17 protein-coding genes and 1 other RNA gene are annotated in these 18,883 nt (G+C 71.0%); 10 read left to right on the top strand and 8 right to left on the bottom strand.

Annotated elements, in window-relative coordinates; all coding sequences use genetic code 11:
* Positions 1 to 2: 2 nt before the first annotated feature.
* The 3 genes from ABGA98_RS10525 to ABGA98_RS10515 all read left to right on the top strand — a co-directional run bounded on the left by ABGA98_RS10525 (position 3) and on the right by ABGA98_RS10515 (position 3,017).
* Complete coding sequence (locus ABGA98_RS10525; RefSeq protein WP_347618011.1) at positions 3 to 1,016, top strand: NAD-dependent epimerase/dehydratase family protein; 1,014 nt, start codon at positions 3 to 5, stop codon at positions 1,014 to 1,016.
* Between the two features lie 220 nt (positions 1,017 to 1,236).
* On the top strand, positions 1,237 to 2,190 hold the full coding sequence (locus ABGA98_RS10520) for a serine hydrolase (protein WP_347618010.1): 954 nt from the start codon (positions 1,237 to 1,239) through the stop codon (positions 2,188 to 2,190).
* 353 nt (positions 2,191 to 2,543) lie between these two features.
* Positions 2,544 to 3,017, top strand: a complete 474-nt coding sequence (locus ABGA98_RS10515; protein ID WP_347618009.1) for a nuclear transport factor 2 family protein — start codon at positions 2,544 to 2,546, stop codon at positions 3,015 to 3,017.
* 110 nt (positions 3,018 to 3,127) lie between these two features.
* On the opposite strand, the gene rnpB is transcribed toward ABGA98_RS10515, so the two are convergent.
* The 4 genes from rnpB to ABGA98_RS10495 all read right to left on the bottom strand — a co-directional run bounded on the left by rnpB (position 3,128) and on the right by ABGA98_RS10495 (position 6,434).
* Positions 3,128 to 3,514: RNase P RNA component class A (gene rnpB, locus ABGA98_RS10510), an RNA gene on the bottom strand.
* A 138-nt stretch (positions 3,515 to 3,652) separates the two neighbouring features.
* Positions 3,653 to 4,894, bottom strand: coding sequence for a bifunctional RNase H/acid phosphatase (locus ABGA98_RS10505; RefSeq protein WP_347618008.1), 1,242 nt, complete (start codon positions 4,892 to 4,894; stop codon positions 3,653 to 3,655).
* Complete coding sequence (locus tag ABGA98_RS10500; RefSeq protein WP_347618007.1) at positions 4,891 to 5,631, bottom strand: C4-type zinc ribbon domain-containing protein; 741 nt, start codon at positions 5,629 to 5,631, stop codon at positions 4,891 to 4,893. The genes ABGA98_RS10505 and ABGA98_RS10500 overlap by 4 nt, the downstream gene beginning before the upstream one ends.
* Positions 5,632 to 5,633: 2 nt before the next feature.
* On the bottom strand, positions 5,634 to 6,434 hold the full coding sequence (locus ABGA98_RS10495) for a Nif3-like dinuclear metal center hexameric protein (RefSeq protein ID WP_347618006.1): 801 nt from the start codon (positions 6,432 to 6,434) through the stop codon (positions 5,634 to 5,636).
* A 117-nt stretch (positions 6,435 to 6,551) separates the two neighbouring features.
* Here ABGA98_RS10495 and ABGA98_RS10490 point away from each other — a divergent pair, with 117 nt between their 5' ends.
* The gene (locus ABGA98_RS10490; protein ID WP_347618005.1) at positions 6,552 to 8,009 is read left to right on the top strand and encodes an NAD(P)/FAD-dependent oxidoreductase; all 1,458 of its coding nucleotides are present in this window, start codon (positions 6,552 to 6,554) and stop codon (positions 8,007 to 8,009) included.
* Positions 8,010 to 8,087: 78 nt separating this feature from the next.
* Here ABGA98_RS10490 and ABGA98_RS10485 read toward each other — a convergent pair whose 3' ends face one another.
* Positions 8,088 to 8,855, bottom strand: coding sequence for a MerR family transcriptional regulator (locus ABGA98_RS10485; RefSeq protein WP_347618004.1), 768 nt, complete (start codon positions 8,853 to 8,855; stop codon positions 8,088 to 8,090).
* A 186-nt stretch (positions 8,856 to 9,041) separates the two neighbouring features.
* On the opposite strand from ABGA98_RS10485, the gene ABGA98_RS10480 reads away from it, so the two are divergent.
* The 6 genes from ABGA98_RS10480 to ABGA98_RS10455 all read left to right on the top strand — a co-directional run bounded on the left by ABGA98_RS10480 (position 9,042) and on the right by ABGA98_RS10455 (position 15,191).
* Positions 9,042 to 10,070, top strand: a complete 1,029-nt coding sequence (locus ABGA98_RS10480) for a dipeptidase (protein WP_347618003.1) — start codon at positions 9,042 to 9,044, stop codon at positions 10,068 to 10,070.
* The gene (locus tag ABGA98_RS10475) at positions 10,067 to 11,128 is read left to right on the top strand and encodes a M20 family metallopeptidase (RefSeq protein WP_347618002.1); all 1,062 of its coding nucleotides are present in this window, start codon (positions 10,067 to 10,069) and stop codon (positions 11,126 to 11,128) included. The genes ABGA98_RS10480 and ABGA98_RS10475 overlap by 4 nt, the downstream gene beginning before the upstream one ends.
* Before the next feature lie 66 nt (positions 11,129 to 11,194).
* Positions 11,195 to 11,479 carry a hypothetical protein gene (locus ABGA98_RS10470; protein ID WP_347618001.1) on the top strand — a complete coding sequence of 95 codons (285 nt, stop codon included), beginning with the start codon at positions 11,195 to 11,197 and terminating at the stop codon, positions 11,477 to 11,479.
* Positions 11,480 to 11,584: 105 nt separating this feature from the next.
* The gene (locus ABGA98_RS10465) at positions 11,585 to 13,018 is read left to right on the top strand and encodes an Nramp family divalent metal transporter (RefSeq protein WP_347618000.1); all 1,434 of its coding nucleotides are present in this window, start codon (positions 11,585 to 11,587) and stop codon (positions 13,016 to 13,018) included.
* Between the two features lie 49 nt (positions 13,019 to 13,067).
* Positions 13,068 to 14,027: a YafY family protein gene (locus ABGA98_RS10460; RefSeq protein ID WP_347617999.1), complete on the top strand. Its 960-nt coding sequence runs from the start codon at positions 13,068 to 13,070 to the stop codon at positions 14,025 to 14,027.
* A 45-nt stretch (positions 14,028 to 14,072) separates the two neighbouring features.
* Positions 14,073 to 15,191, top strand: a complete 1,119-nt coding sequence (locus tag ABGA98_RS10455) for a C45 family peptidase (RefSeq protein WP_347617998.1) — start codon at positions 14,073 to 14,075, stop codon at positions 15,189 to 15,191.
* Here the strand turns inward: ABGA98_RS10455 and ABGA98_RS10450 are convergent.
* Genes ABGA98_RS10450 through ABGA98_RS10440 form a run of 3 tightly spaced genes read right to left on the bottom strand, consistent with a single transcriptional unit; the run spans position 15,152 to position 18,863 of the window.
* The gene (locus ABGA98_RS10450; RefSeq protein WP_347617997.1) at positions 15,152 to 16,660 is read right to left on the bottom strand and encodes an AMP-binding protein; all 1,509 of its coding nucleotides are present in this window, start codon (positions 16,658 to 16,660) and stop codon (positions 15,152 to 15,154) included. The genes ABGA98_RS10455 and ABGA98_RS10450 overlap by 40 nt on opposite strands.
* Entirely contained in the window at positions 16,660 to 17,688 is a 1,029-nt protein-coding gene (locus ABGA98_RS10445) for an acyl-CoA dehydrogenase family protein (RefSeq protein ID WP_347617996.1), read from the bottom strand. The genes ABGA98_RS10450 and ABGA98_RS10445 overlap by 1 nt, the downstream gene beginning before the upstream one ends.
* Positions 17,685 to 18,863: an acyl-CoA dehydrogenase family protein gene (locus ABGA98_RS10440; RefSeq protein WP_347617995.1), complete on the bottom strand. Its 1,179-nt coding sequence runs from the start codon at positions 18,861 to 18,863 to the stop codon at positions 17,685 to 17,687. Before ABGA98_RS10440 ends, ABGA98_RS10445 begins: the two co-directional genes overlap by 4 nt.
* Between the last annotated feature and the right edge of the window lie 20 nt (positions 18,864 to 18,883).

Here is an 18,883-nt window from a genome sequence, read left to right as displayed (position 1 = left end):
CCATGAAACTTCTCGTCTTGGGTGGTTCGAGGTTCCTGGGGCGCGCCGTCGTGGAGGCGGCGCTGGCCCGTGGGCATCAGGTCACGACGTTCAACAGAGGGCGCAGTGGGGCCGACGTGCCCGGCGTCGAGGCCGTGCGCGGTGACAGGGGGTCGGGCGCCGACCTCGAACGGCTGACGAGCGGACGGTCGTGGGACGTCGTCATCGACACCTCCGGCTACGTGCCGCGGGTCGTGGGCGAGTCGGTCCGGGCGCTGTCGGGCAGGGCGGGGACCTATGTGTTCGTGTCCACCGTCTCGGCCGCCGAGGGCTTTCCCGCGGGGCCGGCCGAAGACTCGGCGAGGTGGCCGTGCGAGCCCGGCGCCGGGCCTGACGACGGCGAGTACGGCGAGCTGAAGGCGGGCTGCGAGCGGGCGGTCGAGCAGGGCTTCGACGGCGCCGTGCTGATCATCAGGCCGGGTCTGATCCTGGGGCCGCACGAAGACGTGGCCCGGCTGCCGTGGTGGCTGACCCGGATCTCGCACGGCGGGCGGGTCCTCGCCCCCGGCGACCCCGGGTCGCCGATGCAGCTGGTCGACGCTCGCGACGTGGCGGCGTTCACCCTCGACCGGGCGGAGGCCGGCGCGTCCGATCTGTTCACGGTGACGGGGCCGGCGGGCAACACCACCTTCGGCGAATGGCTGGGGTCGTGCAAGGAGGTGACGGGGTCCGACGCGGAGTTCGTCTGGGTGGACAGCGAATTCCTGGCGGAGCAGGGGGCGGGGGTGTTCGTGGAGCTGCCGCTGTGGGTAGGGCCGCCGTCGCCGGAGATGAGCCACTTCTGGACCGTGCCGACGGCCAAGGCGGAGGCGGCCGGCCTGCGTACGCGTCCGGTGGCCGAGACCGTGCGGGACACGTGGGCGTGGCTGCGCGAGATCCCCGAAGACCGGCGCACCTACGGCAAGATAACCCCGCACGGGATGGCGCCGGAGAAGGAGGCCGCCATCCTCGCCGCGTGGGCGGCCCGTTCTGCGTAATCCTGCGCAGACGGCCGCGGTCTGCCGGGTTAGGGCCGCCTCCGCCCTTCACCTGACCTGACCGACGATGATCGCGGTCATGTCAAGAGGCGTGGCCGCATATGGCCTATGACCGGATCGCAAACGCGGTGGAAACACCCGCGCCGGAATGCTGCCTCTCATGGTTCTTCAGGGGTTCCCCTTCCCTTCGTCGATTACGCCGGCTCTCGCGTAGACGGCCGTGCCCGCGAAGCCCGGGACGCCACCGCGCCGCCGCGTCCTCCCCCTCCTGGCCGCGCTCGCCCTGCCGGCCGTGCTCACGGCGAGCGGCGTACGCGCCACGCCCGTCACCCTCACTCCCGCCTCCGTAGCCGTGGCGTCGCCGCCTGCTGAGCCGCCGCAGAACCGCCAGGAGAACACTGTGGAGAGGGAACCGGACGGAGAACGGCCGCTGACGTCCTACCGCAAGCCGCTGACCAGGTCGCTGGACCGTTACCTGGACGGCGTCTCGGGTGAGCTCGCGGTGTCCGTACTGGATCTTTCGACCGGCCTGTCCTACTCCTACAACCGAGGACTCAGGACGGCCACGGCCAGCATCGTCAAGGTGGACATCGTGATCGCGCTCCTCCTCAAGGTCCAGCGCCAGGGCCGTGGCCTGACGGCCTGGGAGCGGCGCGCGGCGGCTCGGGCCATCAAGGTCAGCGACAACGCCGCCGCGTCCGCGCTCTGGTCGGCCATCGGCGGGGCGTCCGGGCTGACCGCCGCCAACAAGAGGCTCGGCCTGCGCCACACCCGTGCCGGTCCTGGTGGCGCGTGGGGCTCGACCACGACCAGCGCCGCCGACCAAGTACGGCTGCTCAAGGCCCTCTCGTCGGCCACCAGCCCCTTGTCCGCGAAACACCGCCGCTACGTGCTGGGCCTGATGCGGAACGTGGTGCCGGAGCAGGCTTGGGGCGTCAGCGCGGCCGGCCGCGGTGCGACCGGCGTCGCGCTGAAGAACGGCTGGCTGCCCAGGCAACGCGACGGGGGGAAATGGACGGTCAACAGCATCGGCAGGGTGCGGGATCGCGGTCACACCTTCCTCATCGCGGTCATCTCCCGGCGTAACAGCTCGATGAGGGTGGGAATCAAGGCGATCGAGCGGGTCAGCAGGCTCGTCACCCAGGCCCTCGCCGGAGCCGCCGCCCAGCGGTGACGTCACGCGTCACGGCCCTTCCACCAGCCACAGGCCCCGGCCCCCGTCGTCGCCTGGTGCCGGGCGCCGTACGACGGGCCTGGTGGTGGCGGAACCGCCGTCGGTCACCTCCGCCTGTGCGGTCCCGCCCGTACACGTGATCCGAACCGTCACCTGTCCGCATGGGGTGCGGGCGGAGCCGGAGCGGGTGATGCCGTGGGTGACGACCTCGCGGGAACTCGGACACGGACATCTCTGCCGCCGGAACTCTCGTCGCCAGGTGTTGTGGGACGTGTTCGCGAATATCGTCTCTTTTCTAGTCAACGGTCCGGTCACCGCCAGCGCGTCAACCCCGTACCCCTGATGCTGGAGTCATGAGTATCGAGAACCGGACTGACGGCGCTCCTGCGGCGGAGCGGGCACAGGACGCCTGGGCGGTCATGGAGCAGTTCTACCGGGCCGAGGCCGCGTACGTCGCCGCGGGTGGCTTCGGCAAGGCCGACTATGACGAGGTCGCCGCATACCTGGATCCCGACGTCGTCCTGCATCAGGCTCCCGGCCTGCCCTTCACGGGCACCGGTACGTGGCGAGGACGTGACGGGCTGGAGCGGTTCCTGGCCGCTTTCAGCGAGACGTGGACGTCCATGGAGTTCCTGGAGCAGGAACACTGGGGCGACAGGGAAACGGTGGTGGTGCGGAACAGGGTACGGTTCCGCGCTCGTGCGACTGGCCAGGAGGTCGACACGCAGATCATGCAACTCATCCGGGTGCGGAACGGGCGCATGCTCGAGTGCCGGCCGTTCTACTGGGACCCCGCCGCCATCGCCGCCGCGACCTCGCCCATCTAGCGCCCCGGCCCGACCACGCCCGAACCGTCGGCAGCGCCGCCCACCCCGGCGACTCGTCCGGGCCACGCCACCATCGCCGAGCGCTCCGCCCCTGGTCTCAGGGGCGGAGAGTGACGAGCCGGCCTGTAGGCCGGGTTCTGTCCTTCGTGCGAAGGGGCGGCCATCCATCTAGGACCGCCGTTGCCGGCGGCCTCAAGCGGTCTACCCGCGCGGCTCGGGCGGACAGCCCTCGAACGTCGCGCGCGGACGCTCCGGGGAGCGCCCTTCTTGACCTTGCTCCGGGTGGGGTTTACCGAGCCGCCCACGTCACCGTGGGCGCTGGTGGTCTCTTACACCACCCTTTCACCCTTACCTCCCGTTTGACCGGGAGGCGGTCTGCTTTCTGTGGCACTTTCCCGCGGGTCACCCCGGGTCGGCGTTACCGACCACCCTGCCCTGTGGAGCCCGGACCTTCCTCGGCGGGCCCGGGGGCCCGACGCGGCCGCCCGGCCGACTCGTCCGAATGAGGTTACCAAATTTCCCGCGTTCCCAGCCCGCGGCACGATCGTTCCGAGGGGATGAGGCTGGTCATCGCCCGAGCGGCGGTGACGTGCCGTGCCGGGGGTGCTGGTGGCATCCGGCCCGGCACGCGCTCATCAGCGCAGGTGGGAGATGTCGTTGAACGACTTCACCACGGCGGGCCCGTCCGCGTAGTAGTCGATGAGCGACAGGCAGGCCAGGTCGAGATGCATGCGGTAGAGGGACTCCAGCGGCGCCATGAGGGCGAGTCGCAGAAGCATCTTGATCGGGGTGACGTGCGAGACCGCCAGCACGGTCTTGCCTTCGTACCGCTCGACCAGGCGTTCACCCGCCGCCTGCACGCGGAGCGCGGCCGTGGCGAAGCTCTCGCCGCCGGGCGGGGCGACCGTGGGGTCGGCGAGCCAGGCGGCCAGCTCGGCGGGCCAGCGGCGCTGCACCTCGGTGAACGTGTGCCCCTCCCAGACGCCGAAATCGGCTTCCCTGAGGTCTTCGTCCACCTCGACGTCGCGGCCGGTGCGCTGGGCGACCACCTCCGCGGTCTGCATGGCGCGCTTGAGCGGGGAGCTGACGATCACGTCCAGCCGGTACGGCTCGCGCGACAGCCGATCGGCCGCCGCCGATGCCTGGGCCAGGCCGTTGGGCGTCAGCTCGGCGTCACCGCGGCCTGAGAACCTGCGCTCCAGGGACATTTCAGTCTCGCCGTGGCGGAGGAGGAGCAGCGAGGTCGCCACCTTGGTGGGCGAGACCCAACCGGCATTCTTGCCGAGCCGCTGGGCCGTGGCGATGGAGGCAGTGGGGGCGGACATCTCGGAAATCTCGCTGACGTCGAGGAGATCCGTCTGCTTCGCCACCAACGGCGCCGAACCCCGAGCCCGCGTGTCCGCCTGCCGTGTCGCAGCGGACGGCTCCGGTGGGGTGGTGCCGCCCGCCTTCCAGGTCAGGCCCTTGGCGGCGGCGTCCATGGCCTCGTTGGCCAGGCGGTCGGCGTGTTTGTTGCGTTCGCGGGGGATCCAGGTCCACTCCGACACCCGCAGCCGCCTGACCAGCGCCCCCGCCTCCAGGGCCAGCGGGCGCAACCCTTCGTTCTTGATCTTCCAGCGGCCCGCCATCTGCTCGATGACCAGCTTCGAGTCCATGCGCACGGCCACCGAGGCCCCGTCTCCGGCCAGTTCCAGCACCGCCGTGAGCCCGGCGATCAACCCGCGGTATTCGGCGACGTTGTTGGTGGCGACGCCGATCGCTTCGGCCGCCTCCGCCAGCACCTGGCCGTCGGAGGCGTCCTTGACGACCGCGCCGTAGCCCGCCGGGCCCGGGTTGCCGCGCGAGCCGCCGTCGGCCTCGACGATGTAGGACGTCACAGGCCGGACTCTGGTGTGCGGACGAGGATACGGCGGCACTCGTCGCAGCGGAGCACCTCGTCGTGCGGGGCGGCCTTGATGTTGTTCATCTCGGCGATGGACAGAGCCACCTTGCATCCCTGGCACCGGCCACCGCGCAGCATGGCGGCGCCCACGGAGTATTGGGCCTTCAGCTTCTCGTAGAGGGCCAGCAGGTCGGCGGGGATCTCGCCGGAGACGGCGGCACGACGGCCCTGGACCTCGGCCGCCTCCTTGTCGATCTCGCCGAGCGCGGTGTCGCGGCGGCCCTCGGCGGCCGAGAGCTCGGCGGCGACCTCGTCGCGCTGCCTCACCAGGTCGGCGACCTTGGTGTCGGCGGCCTCCTTGCGCTCCATGATCTCCAGCACGATCTCCTCAAGATCGCCCTGGCGCTTCTGCAGGGAGGCGATCTCGGACTGGAGGCCGGCCAGGTCGCGCGGCGAGGAGACGGCGCCGGAGTCGAGGCGCTTCTGGTCGCGCTCGGCACGCGTGCGCACGGCGTCGACGTCGGCCTCCGCCTTGGTCTGCTCGCGGGTCAGGTCGCCCGCCTCGGTCTCGGCCTCGATCACCTGGGTCGAGAGCCGGGCGTACAGCTTGGAACGCTCGTCGATCTCGGCAAGCTCGGGCAGGGTGCGGCGGCGGTGCGCCAGCCGGTCGATCACGGAGTCGAGCTCTGCCAGGTCGAGCAGTCGCTTCTGGGCCTCAGGGGCTGCTTTCATGATCAATATCCTCTTGTCCAAGCATCGGTGACCGTGGCGGAGACACGTGTCTCAACGGTAACGCCACTCGCGTGCAGGATGGACGCCGCGCTGTCGAGCCAGGGCCACTCGGTCGCCCAGTGCGCGGCGTCGATGAGCGCGGGGCCGCCCGCCTCCATGAACTCGCTGGCCGGATGGTGGCGTAGGTCCGCCGTCAGGAACACGTCGACGCCCGCGGCCCTCGCCGCGCCGAGGAGGGAGTCGCCCGCTCCCCCGCTGACCGCCACGCGCGTGACGCGGCGCGACGGATCGCCCGCCACCCGGATCCCCCACGACGTGCGCGGCAGCCCCTTGGCCGCCCGCGCCGCGAACTCCTCCAGCGTCGTCTCCTCCGCCGTCTCGCCGATGCGGCCCAGCCCGCGCCAGGGGTCGTCGGGGAACGGCTGGAGCGGCACCAGGTCGCCGGTGAGCCCGACGGCTCTGGCCAGGGCGTCGGACACGCCGGGATTGGCGACGTCGGCGTTGGTGTGCGCGGTGTAGAGGGCGACGTCGTTCTTGATCAGGGTGTGGATCAGGCGGCCCTTCGGCGTGGTCGTGGCCACGCTGGTGGTGCCGCGCAGGTAGAGCGGGTGGTGGGTGACGATCAGGTCGGCCTGCCACTCCAGGGCCTCCTCGGCCACGGCGGCGACGGGATCGACCGCGAGCAGCACCCGCCGCACCGGCTGGGCCGGGTCGCCGCTGACCAGCCCCACCGCGTCCCAGGATTCGGCTCGGGCGGGCGGATAGGCCGCCTCGAGCACCTCGATCACGTTCGTCAACGTCACAGCAGCCACCTGCGCAGACTACCGGTGACCGGCGGGGTGGCGGCGCACGTGACAAGGGCTGTTGCGGGAACGCGGGCCGGGCGTAATGTAAGTGAATCCTGACCTGCGGAGGACGGCATGGCACCCAGCGTCGCGATCATAGGGGCGGGCTTCGGCGGACTGTGCATGGCCATCCAGCTCGAACGGGCCGGCATCCGCTCCTACACGATCTTCGAGAAGGCCGCCGGCCTGGGCGGCACCTGGCGGGACAACACCTATCCGGGCGCGGGCTGCGACATCCCCTCGCACCTGTACTCGTACTCGTTCGAGAAGTACGCGAGCTGGACCCGCCGCTATCCCGAACAACCCGAGATCCTCGCCTATTTAGAACATTGCGCCGATAAATACGACGTCAGGCGAAAAATCCGTTTCAGCAGCGAGGTCCGCCGAGCCGCCTTCGACGACGCGACATGGCAGGTCACCACGGCCGGCCCGGAGGGCGGCGACGAGCACACCGAGGCGTTCGACGTGGTCGTCATCAGCGTCGGCCAGCTCAACCGCCCGCGATTGCCCGGCCTTCCCGGCATGGCGGATTTCGAGGGTGTCTCCTTCCACTCCGCCCGCTGGAACCACGACCACGATCTCACCGGCCGGCGGGTCGCGGTCATCGGCAACGGCTCGTCGGCCGCCCAGCTCATCCCGCGCGTGGCCGAGCAGGCCGAGCACCTCGACGTCTTCCAGCGCACGCCCAACTGGGTGATCCCCAAGCCGGACGCCGCGTTCGGCCCTCCTGCCCGGCTGGCCTTCCGCCTGGTCCCGGGCCTGCAGCGGGCCTACCGCGAGTGGATCTACCGCTACGCCGAGGCCACCCTCTACCCGGCGCTCGCCCAGGGCTGGAGCGCCGACCTGCTCAGGAAGCGGGCGCTGCGCCACCTGCGCGACCAGGTGCCCGACCCGGCGCTGCGGGCCAAGCTGACCCCCGCCTACCCTCCCGGCTGCAAGCGGGTGATCATCGACAGCTCCTTCTATCCGGCGCTCACCAGGCCGAACGTCGACGTGGTGACGGACACGATCGTCCGGGTCACGCCGAAGGGCGTCGAGACCGCCGAGGGCCTGCGCGAGGCCGACACCATCGTCTACGCCACTGGCTTCACAAGCACCGAGTTCCTCGCGCCGATGGAGATCAGCGGGCGCGGCGGGCGCTCGCTGGAGGAGCAGTGGAAGGACGGCGCCGAAGCGTATCTGGGCATCTCCGTGCCGAACTTCCCGAACATGTTCCTCCTGTACGGTCCGAACACCAACCTGGGGCACAACTCCATCGTCTTCATGCTCGAGTGCCAGGTGGAGCACATCATGGCCTGCCTGGCGCACCTCTCGCTGAACGGTCCGATCGAGGTGCGGCCCGAGGCGATGGCCGCGTGGCGCCGGCGGCTCGACGCGGCGATGGAGCGGATGGTGTGGGGCGGCGGCTGCCAGAGCTGGTACAAAACCGCCGAAGGCCGCGTCACGAACAACTGGCCCGGCCCCACAACGCTCTACCGCAGGCTGACGGCCAGAGCGCCGACCCCCGCCTACCGGCCCGCCGGATCGCCCTAGGGCCACGCACTGTCACCGGCCTGCGCCCGGCCGGCCAGAGGCGGGCCCTCTTGCCGCCGGGGAATCGTGATCACACGTTCAGCTCAGCCGGGCGTGCGCGTAGGCGATCATGGCGTCGCGCATGTACGCGGCCAGACCTTCGGCGACCTGCTCGTAGTTCGTCCGGAACTGCTCCTCCTGAGCCTGCATCCGGGCGAGATGGAGGTACTGCGCCTTGGTCGGCGCCCAGGACTCGTTCAGATGCCGATAGTGGAGGTCGAGCTCGGCGAAGACCTGCGGGGCGTCGACGGGGGCGCCGGCGAGCATGTGCTCGGCCATCCGTATCATCCCGGCGGTCGCCTCCCGCTGCATCTGCTCCAGCTCCTGTGGAGTGCGACCGGCCAGGACCTCCTGCTGCCCGCTCTGCTGCCAGTGCTCCTGCCACCGCTCGCGGGCGCCGGCCTCGTAGCGTGCGCTGTCGAATCCCTCGAACAGGTTCTCCGGTCTGCTGATCTTGGACATGGTCGTCTTCCCTTCGTTCTGCTGCAGTTCGGCGATGGTGCGCTCCACCATGCGGGCGACCTCGTTCAGCCGGTCACGCTCCGTCAGCAGACGCTGGTGGTGCTCACGCAGCGCTGCGACGGGGTCGGTGTGCCGCTCGACGATCTCCTTGATCTCCGGCAGGCCGAGGCCCAGCTCACGCAGCACCAGGACCTGCTGCAGGCGCAGCAGCTGGCTCTCCTCGTAGTAGCGGTAGCCGTTCCCGCCGACGTGTGCGGGCGGCAGCAGCCCGATCTCGTCGTAGTGGCGCAGCGTCCGGGACGTCACTCCCGACATCCGGGCCACCTGTGCGATCGACCATGCCATGACCGGCCCACCCGTCCTCACCCATCGCCGAGCCGGTGCTTTCCGGCTCGTTCACCACCGTAGAAGTTGACGTAACGAGAAGGTCAAGAAGCGGGTCTTCGCATGATGGTGACGTACGAACGATGGGCTCGCCGTTCGGGCATTGGCACATTGGAGCGGCCCGGCTCGCACGATAGCGTCCGGAATATGACGTCTTCCCTGCACCAGCGCGCTGTCGTGGCCGACACGCACAACGACCTGCTCATGGCCGTCACGGCCCGCCCGCCCGAGCAGTGGGCGGCCTTCTTCCGCGAGCGGTGGCTGCCGCAGCTGATCGAGGGCGGCGTCAACCTGCAGATCCTGCCGGTCTTCATCGAGGACGACTACCGTCCTGAGGGCGCGCTGCGCCAGACGCTGCGGATGATCGAGTGTGCGCACGTGCTGGCCGAGGGCAACCAACAGCATGTACGGATATGTCGTGACGCTGCCGAGATCGACCGGGCGCTCGACGACGGCAGGATCGCCCTCGTGCTCGCGCTGGAGAGCATGCCCGGCCTCGACGCCGACGTCGAGCTGATCTCGACCATGCACCGCCTGGGCGTGCGGGTGGCCTCGATCGCGCACTTCGGCCGCACGCCCCTGGCCGACGGCAGCGGCGAGGACGCCACCGGCAGCGGGCTGACCTCCCACGGCGTCGCCGCCCTGCGCGAGATGGAGCGGCTCGGCATGGTCTTCGACGTGTCCCATCTCGGTGCCTCCGGCGTCGCCCACGTGCTGGAGCTGGCCACGAAGCCCCTGCTCGCCACCCATTCCTCCGCCCGCGCCCTGCGCGACCACCACCGCAACCTCACCGACGACCAGCTCCGCGCCGTGGCCGCCACCGGCGGCGTGATCTGCGTCAACTTCTTCGCACCCTTCCTGGCGGAACGGCCCGGGGACATGACACTCGACCGCCTGCTCGACCACATCGAGCACGTCGCGGCGGTCGCCGGCGTCGACCACGTCGGCCTCGGTCCCGACTTCATCCACGAGGTCATGTCCGACCTGACACGGCCGTGCTGCGAGGGCCTCAACTACCGCGGCGTCGACCCCAAGTCCGCGATCCCCGGCCTGGAGGGGCCGTCGGGGTTGCCCATGGTCACCGAGGGCCTGCTCGCCCGCGGCCTGCCGGAGAAGGACGTCATGAAGATCATCGGTGGCAACGTGCACCGATTCCTCGGGGAGCTGCCGGCGTGATCGCGGACCTTGAGGAGCTCGTCCTGTGCGAGTCGTTCTCCGGCGACCTGGCCGCCGTCGCCCGCAGCGCCGAGGTCGTGGCCGCCATGGGGACCCGCCACCTCGGCGCCGAGCCGGAGTTCCTGGTGATCGACGGCGTCACACACCTGCGCTGGACGTTCGGCACCCCCAAGGTGCTGCTCCTGGGCCACCACGACACCGTCTGGCCGATCGGCTCGCTCGCCACCCACCCGTGGTCGGTGGTGGACGGCGTGGCGCGCGGGCCCGGGGTGTTCGACATGAAGGCGGGGCTGGTGCAGACGTTCCACGCGCTGGCCGGGCTCGGCTCGCTCGACGGCGTCACGCTGCTGGTCACCGGGGACGAGGAGGTCGGCTCGCTCACCTCGTCCCGGCTGATCGAGGACACCGCGCGCGGCCTGGCCGCCACCTTCGTCATGGAGGCCGGCGCCGACGGCGGGGCGCTGAAGACCGCCCGTAAGGGCACCTCGCTCTACACCGTGCACGTGCACGGCAGGGCGGCGCACGCCGGGCTGGAGCCGGAGAAGGGGGCGAACGCCGGGACCGAGCTCGCCCACCAGATCCTGGCCGTCGCCGGTCTGGGCGCGGGCGCCACCACGGTCACGCCGACGGTGTTGTCGGGCGGCACGTCACTCAACACCGTCCCGGCGCAGGCCTCCGTCGGGGTGGACGTACGGGTGGCCGAGGTCGCCGAGCAGGAGCGGGTCGACGCCGCCGTACGCGCGCTCACGCCGGTCGTGCCCGGCACCCGCCTGGAGATCCTCGGCGGACCCAACCGGCCACCGCTCGAAAGCACGATGTCGGCCTCGCTCTACGCGCTGGCCCAGAAGCTGGCGGCGGACCTCGGCGTGGGCCCGCTGAGCTCGGCGTCGGTGGGCGGCGCCTCCGACGGCAACTTCACGGCGGGCGTGGGCTGTCCCACGCTGGACGGGCTGGGCGCGGTGGGCGGCGGGGCGCACGCCGACCACGAGCACGTCGTCGTCGCCGAGATGCCCCGGCGTGCCGCGCTGCTGCGGGCGCTGATCGAGGCGGTCCGCTAGCCGCGCCCCCGCCACGAGTTGAGCTGATGATCGGCTTCGCGCACTTTGCCTGACTTTTACGGAGAAATGGCCGACGCCATCAACGAGGTGGACGCCTCCGGCCTCGTGCCGGCCGTCCGGCGCATACGAGAATCCGTCACCGCCTCCTCCGTACCCGGCGTCGCGAACCTTCCCGTGCTGCCGGAGGCGGGCGACGACGGGTGGCCCGTCGTCGGGGAGGCCGAGGGGGACGTCGTTCTGGTGGGCACGCCACCCGACATCGAACGGTTGCGACGGGCGGATCCGGCGGCGGCACGGGCCTGGCGGGCGGCCATGCGCGAGGTGCTCGGCGGGCTGGCGGGCATGTCGTGACATTAACGAATCATGGAGAGTACGTGGTGACGGTTCGACGGCTATTCCACCGGGGTTTCGCCGCTCTGTAATGTGGCGGGTACGCACGCCGAAAAGGAGATCCGCATGGCGGAATTCACCCCCACCGTTCCTGCGCGAGTCCTGCCTCCCGTCAACGTCCGCGACCTGCCCGAGCCTCCCCGAGCGACCTGGCGTTTCATCGGCCCGGGACTGGTCGGCGCCGGAGTGGGGCTGGCATCGGGCGAGTTCATCCTCTGGCCGTACATCGCCTCCCAGGTCGGGCTCGTCTTCATCTGGGGAGCGGCCATCGGGATCATCACGCAGTGGTTCCTGAACATGGAGATCGAGCGCTACACGCTGGCCACCGGCGAGACCGCGCTGACCGGATTCAGCCGGATGTGGAAACACTGGGGCCTGGTCTTCGTCCTGATGACGCTCGCCTCGAACCTCTGGCCGGGCTGGGTCACCACGTCCGCGACCATGGTGACCTATCTGACCGGGGCCGGCGAGGGCGCCGTACGCTGGATCGCCATAGGCATGCTGCTCCTGATCGCCTTCTCACTGACACTGGCGCCGGTGATCTACGTCGCGCTCGAACGCGTGATCTTCGTGAAGGTCGCCCTGGTGGCGATCCTGATCGTGGTGGCGATCGTGGTCGCGATCACCGCCGACAGCTGGCTGCAGCTGGGCAAGGGCCTGACCGTCGGCGCCCAGTTCCCGGTGCCGCCGCTGGACTTCGCCGTCCTGATGGGCGCCATCGCCTACGCCGGCGCGGGCGGCGGCCAGAACCTGTGTCAGAGCAACTGGATCCGCGACAAGGGCTTCGGCATGGGCCTCTACGTGCCCCGCCTGGTCAGCCCGGTCACCGGGCACGAGGAGGCGGCCGCGTCGACGGGCTTCCAGTTCGCGCCCACCAAGGAGAACCTCGCGCGGTGGCAGCGGTGGTGGCGTTTCGCCAACCTGGAGCAGGCGTGGACGTTCGGCCTGGTGACGTTCGTGACGATCGCGCTCATGTCGATGCTGGCCTACTCCACCGTCTTCGGGCGGTCGGGCCTGGAGAACAGCATCGAGTTCCTGCGCGTCGAGGGTCAGGTGCTGCAGGAGACCGTGGGCACCTGGTTCGGCGTGCTGTTCTGGGTGATCGGGGCGCTGGCCCTGTTCGCTGCCGCGATGGGCATCGTCGACTACACCTCGCGGCTGGCGTCCGACACGCTCAAGACCGTCTACCTCAACAAGTCGTCCATCTCGGAGAACAAGGTCTACTTCGCCACCGTGTGGGCCATCGCGCTGATCGGCACCGTCATCCTGCTGCTGGGCTTCGACCAGCCGCTCATCCTGCTGGTGTTCTCAGCCTGCTTCGCCGCCGTGATGATGTTCGTCTACTCCATCCTGCTGATCGTGCTCAACCGGCGGGCGCTGCCCGACGCCATCAAGGTCCGCTCCTACCGGCTGGGGGCGCTGATCTGGTCGGTCGCCTTCTTCGGGACGCTGACCGTGCTGGTCGTCATCCAGCAGGCGCAGAAGATCTTCGGCGGTTAGCGAGCCATCGCGGAAGCCCACCTTCCGCGATAGCGGGCACACTGGGCGCATGCTGGAAACCTCGGCACGGCTGCTCAGGCTCCTGTCCCTGCTCCAGGCCCACAAGGAGTGGTCGGGCCCCGAGTTGTCCGCCCGGCTCGGGGTCTCGACCAGAACGATCCGCAACGACATCGAGCGCCTGCGCACGCTCGGCTACCCGGTGCACGCCACGCCCGGGGTGGCCGGCGGCTACCGGCTGGGCGCGGGGGCCGCGCTGCCGCCGCTGCTGCTCGACGACGACGAGGCCGTGGCCGTCGCGGTGGGGCTCGGCAGGGCGGCCGGCGGCGGCGTGGAGGGCATCGAGGAGAGCTCGGTGCGCGCCCTGGCCAAGCTGGAGCAGGTGCTGCCGTCCCGGCTGCGCCGCCGGGTCGGCGCCCTCAACGCCTACACCGTGCAGATTCCCGGCGTCACGCAGGCGATGGTCTCCCCCGAGGTGCTCACCACGATCGCCGGAGCGGCCCGCGACCACGAGCGGCTGCGTTTCGACTACACCGGGCACGACGACTCCTCCAGCGTGCGCGACGTGGAGCCGCACCGCCTGGTGCACCGGCGGGGCCGCTGGTACCTCGTGGCCTACGACGTCGAGCGGCAGGACTGGCGTACGTTCCGGGTCGACCGGATGCGCCCGCGCACGCCCGGCGGGCCCCGGTTCACCCCGCGCGAGATGCCGGAGGGCGGCGACGTGGCGGCGTACGTGGAGAAGGGCGTCAGCACGGCCATGGCGCGCTTCCGCGCGACCGTGCTGCTGCACGCGCCCGCCGCGCGGATCGAGGCCATGCGGCTGGGGCTGGAGGTCGAGCCGGTAGGCGAGACCACCTGCAGGGTCGAGTTGCGCGGCGACGACCCGCAGGGGATGGCGGCGTGGATCGGGTTCCTCGGGGTGGACTTCGAGGTGCTCGACCCGCCCGAGCTGGCCGAGCAGGTGCTGCGGTTGTCCGAGCGCTACGGGCGGGCCGTCAGCGGGCGGTAAGGTCGCGGTCAGCGCGCCGTCAGAAGGCGCGGAGAGGCTGCCGTCATGAAGAACTTGACACAGGTCGCGGGCGGCGCCGGAGACTTCCAGCTGGTCCGCCACCTCACCCTCGCGGGCAGCCAGTTCGAGATCGGCAGAGCCCTCACCGAGGAGGCCCGCAGGCTCGGCTGGTCCCCCACGCCGGCCGCGCCGGAGGTCAACCGGGCCCGCAGGATCTGGTTCGAGCGGCACTGGCCGCAGCACAACGCCCGCATGGACGGCGCCGCGGCGGCTCTCGGCCTCGACCCCGACCAGGACGAGCTGGCCCTCGACGGCCTCAACGTGGTGCCCGCGGGCTCCGGCTGCTCGGCCCTGTGGGTGCCGCCCTCGGGGTCCGCCGACGGTCACGGCCGGGTGGGCCGCAACTACGACTTCTTCCGCCTCACCACCAGCGAGGTCATGGGCTCGGCGCCAGAGCCAGGCGAGCTGCCCATGGCCTCGCGCCCCTACGTGATCACCACGATCCCCGACGACGGGCTGTCCTCGACCGTCATCACCATGTCGGACCTCGACGGCTGCATGGACGGCATCAACTCGGCCGGGCTCGCGGTCATGCTGCTGATCGCCGACTTCGAGAGCGCCGAGCCGCCGGAGCACGTCTCGCCGCAGGTCGGGGTGGGCAGCGTGCAACTGCCCAGGTTCCTGGTCGACACCTGCGAGAACGCCGACCAGGCCAAGCAGGCGCTGCTGCTGGCCAAGCAGTACGACCACGGCACGCCCCTGCACTACCTGGTGGCCGACGCCCACGGGCAGGCGTTCGTGTGGGAGCGCGACCCGGACGGCAGGGAGCACATCATCGAGTTCGGCGACGGGCCGCTCTGCGTCACCAACCACCTGCTGCACCGCAACCCCGACCCGATGAACCTGCCCGGCGACACCGAGGCCGGCTTCGGCACGTACGGGCGGCTGCGCACGTTGTACGAGCGCAGCAAGGGAGCCACCCTGTCAGCGCACGATCTGCGCGAGAGCCTGGCGGCCGTCCGGCAGGCCGAGGATCCCGCCGTGCCGTTCCGCACGTTGTGGAGCTCCGTCTTCGACACCGCGGACCGGACGTTGTCGACCCGCTTCTACCTGGGCGACGGCCGCTATTCGGAGGAGCTGGTCTTCCCCGCCGCGGCGAGGTAGGCCTCGCGCACCTTCGACCGCGACAACTTTCCCGTGGGGGTGCGCGGCAGCTCGGGACGGTATTCGATCACCTTCGGAAGCTTGAATTTGGCGATGCGCGGCCCGCAGTGCGCCAGCAGCTCGGCGGTGAGCCCGGGGCCGGGCGTGACCCCGTCGGACGGCTGGACCAGGGCCACCACGCTGTGCCCCCACTCCTCGTCGGGGACCCCGATGACGGCCACGTCGGCCACCGCCGGATGGTCGAGCAGGGCGGCCTCGATCTCGGCGGGGTAGATGTTCACCCCGCCGGAGACGATCAGGTCGGTACGCCGGTCGCACAGGAACAGGTAGCCGTCGTCGTCCATGAACCCGATGTCGCCCGGCGCGTACCACTCCCCCAGCATGCTGGCGGCCGTCTTCGCCGGGTCCTTGCGGTATTCGAAGGAGCCCATGGCGGACTTGACGTGGACCAGGCCCGGCTCGCCCGGCGGCAGCTCCACGCCCTTGTCGTCGAAGATCTTGGCTTCGAACGTGGGCGCGGGCCTGCCCACGGTGCCCGGCCTGGCCAGCCAGTCGTGCGGTTTGACGGAGAAGGCGATCGTGGACTCGGTGGAGCCGTAGTACTCGTAGAGCACCGGCCCCCACCAGTCCATGATCTGCTGCTTGACCGCGACGGGGCAGGCGGCGGCGGTGTGGATGACCTGGCGCAGGCTCGACAGGTCGTAGCGGCCCCTGACCTCCTCGGGCAGGCGCAGCATGCGGTGGAACATGGTCGGCACCATCATCGCGTTGGAGACCCGGTGCCGGTCGATGAGCTCGAGGACGACCTCGGGGTCGAACTTGGGCGCGATCACCAGGGTGTGCCCGAGGTGCAGCGCGAACTGCGTGTGCGCGCACGGCGCGGAGTGGTACATCGGCGAGGTCACCAGATGGGTCTCCGCGCCCGGCCGGAGGTCGACCACCTCGCCCAGGAACCACACGTACAACGGCACGATGGCCTCCGGCTCGGCGCCGGGCAGCGGCCGCTGCACGCCCTTGGGGACGCCGGTGGTGCCGGACGTGTACCACATCACCGCCCCGGCGGTCCGCTCCGGGGGCGCGCCGGCCGGCTGCCCTGCGGCCAGCCCCGCCGTGCCGATCTCCCCTCCGGGTACGGCGTGCGCGGGCCCGGTGACGACCACCTTGGCGTCGCAGTCGGCCAGGATGTACGCCACCTCGGACGCGGTCAGATGCCAGTTGATCGGCACGTAGTAGAGCCCGATCTGCCAGGTGGCCATGACCATGACGACCTGGTCGATCCCGTTGGGCAGCACGCCCGCGACCACGTCGCCGGTGCGCAGGCCGCGGGCCCGCAGCCCGTGGGACACCTGGTTGACCAGGGCGAGCAGCTCGCCGTACGACGTGCGGGCGCCGTCGGCGTCGATCAGCGCCAGACGGCCGGGGTCGGCGGCGGCGATGGCGTAGAAGCCGGGCATCGTGCTGACGTCCATCACAACTCCAGCAGTGCGGCGAGGCGGGCACGGTGTATGCGCGGGGGGCCCAGCAGCACTTCGTCCGCCTTGGCCCGCTTGTAGAACAGGTGGGCGTCGTGCTCCCAGGTATAGCCGATGCCGCCGTGCAGCAGCAGGTGGTCGCGGGCCACCTCGAAGCAGGCGCGGCCGACGTACGCCTGGGCGAGCGCGGCGGCCTCCGGCAGCTCGTCCGGCGACTCGTCGGCCGCCCAGGCGGCGTAGCGGACGATGGACTCGGCCTGTTCGAGCTTGGCGTGCATGTCGGCCAGCTTGTGCTTGACCCCCTGGTAGGAGCCGATGTAGCGGCCGAAGGCGACGCGAACCTTGGCGTAGGCGACGATGGTGTCCAGTGCGGCCCGCATCACGCCCAGCTGCTCGGCCGCCAGCGCCACGCACAGCAGGTCGCCGATGTCCGGGCTCGGCCCCAGCACCCGCGCCGGCGCGCCGTCCAGCTCCACGCGGGCCTGGCCGCGGGTGAGGTCGAGCGTCTCCAGCGGGGTCCTGGTCACGCCCGGCCCCGCCAGGTCGACGGCGACGAGGACCACGCCCTCTCCGCCCCGCGCGGGCGCCACCAGCACTCCGGCCTCCATGCCGCTGAGCACCTGCGCCAGCGTGCCGCGCACCGCCGAGCCGTCGTAGGTCAGGACGGCCTCGACGGCCGGCTCGGCGAGCGCCGCCAGGACGCGGCCCTCGGCGATGCCGGTCAGCAGTTCCTTGTCGGGCACCCGGGTCAGCGCGAGGGTGGTGAAGGCCGTGGCCAGGAACGGCCCCGGCAGCAGGGCCGCGCCCGTCTCCTCCAGCACGACGGCCAGCTCGGTCATGCCGGCGCCCGCGCCGCCGTACTCCTCGGGGACGATCAGCCCGGACAGGCCGAGCTCGCCGTTGAGCCGGGCGTACACCTGCGGGTCGTAACCCTCGCGGACCTTGGGCAGCGGGGACGCGGCGCGCAGGAAGGCGCGTACGGCCTCGCGCAGCTGCTGTTGTTCCTCGCTGAGTACGAGCTTCACGCCTGGGTCCCCACCTTCAGATCCTTGAACGGCACGGTCTTGTCCACGCGGGGCTCGGGCGGCAGGCCGAGCACGCGCTCGCCGACGATGTTGCGCATGATCTCGTTCGTGCCGCCGCCCAGCGCCATGCCCGGGGCCATCGAGATCGCCTGCGCCAGCGGGTGGCCGGCCAGCGCGGCCTCGGGGCCGACCAGCTGCGTGGCGAGGTCGGCCTGGAACATCGTCAGCTCGGCGAGCAGCAGCTTGGCCGCGCTGCCCCGCGCTCCGGGGAAGATGCCGGCCCTGGTCTCCTGGGCCAGCCGCTGGTTGAACAGCGCCAGCGCGCGGGTGCGGATGTGCAGCTCGACGAGCTGGTCGCGGACCAGCGGGTCGCCGGTGTCGACGGCCCGGCGCAGCGCCTCGACCGAGGCGGGGTGGTCGCGCCGGCCGCCCATGCCGACGCCCGCCGAGATCGACAGCCGCTCGTGCAGCAGCGTCGTGACGGCCACGCTCCAGCCGTCGTTGACCTCGCCCACGCGGTGCTCGTCGGGGATCGTCACGTCGTCGAAGAAGATCTCGTTGAAGTTGGCCCTGCCCGACATGTCCTTCAGCGGCCTGACCGTCACGCCCGGGTGGTGCATGTCGACCACGAACATGGTCAGGCCCCGGTGCTTGGGCACGTCGACGTCGGTGCGGGCCAGCAACAGGCCCCAGTCGGCGTGGTGGGCGACCGAGGTCCAGACCTTCTGCCCGTTGACGATCCACTGGTCGCCGTCACGCACCGCCCTGGTCTGCAGGCTGGCCACGTCGCTGCCGGCGCCGGGCTCGGAGAAGAGCTGGCACCAGATCTCCTCGCCGCGCAGCAGGGGCCGGACGAAGCGCTCGCGCTGCGCGTCGGTGCCCCGGTCGACCAGGGTCGGGCCGGTCATGCCGAGGCCGATCGAGAAGACGTAGGTGGGGAGGGCGTAGTCGCGCGCCTCCTCGGCGAACGCGCGCTCCTCCGCCTGGGTCAGCCCCTGGCCGCCCCACCGCCGCGGCCAGGTGATGCCGGAGTAGCCGGCGTCGTGGAGCCTGGCCATGAAGTCCTTGGCCCGGGTGACCGCGTCCGTTTCCTGAGAGTCGTCCTGCGCGTCGTCGCGGGGGGCGTTCTCCTGCAGCCACGCCCTGGCGGCACGCCGGTAGTCAGCGAGGTTCACATCGACTCCTTGGCATCAGT

The sequence above is a fragment of the Nonomuraea sp. B1E8 genome (assembly GCF_039871515.1).
In the GTDB taxonomy this organism is placed as follows: domain Bacteria; phylum Actinomycetota; class Actinomycetes; order Streptosporangiales; family Streptosporangiaceae; genus Nonomuraea.
This window is presented reverse-complemented; position numbering and strand designations above follow the sequence as displayed.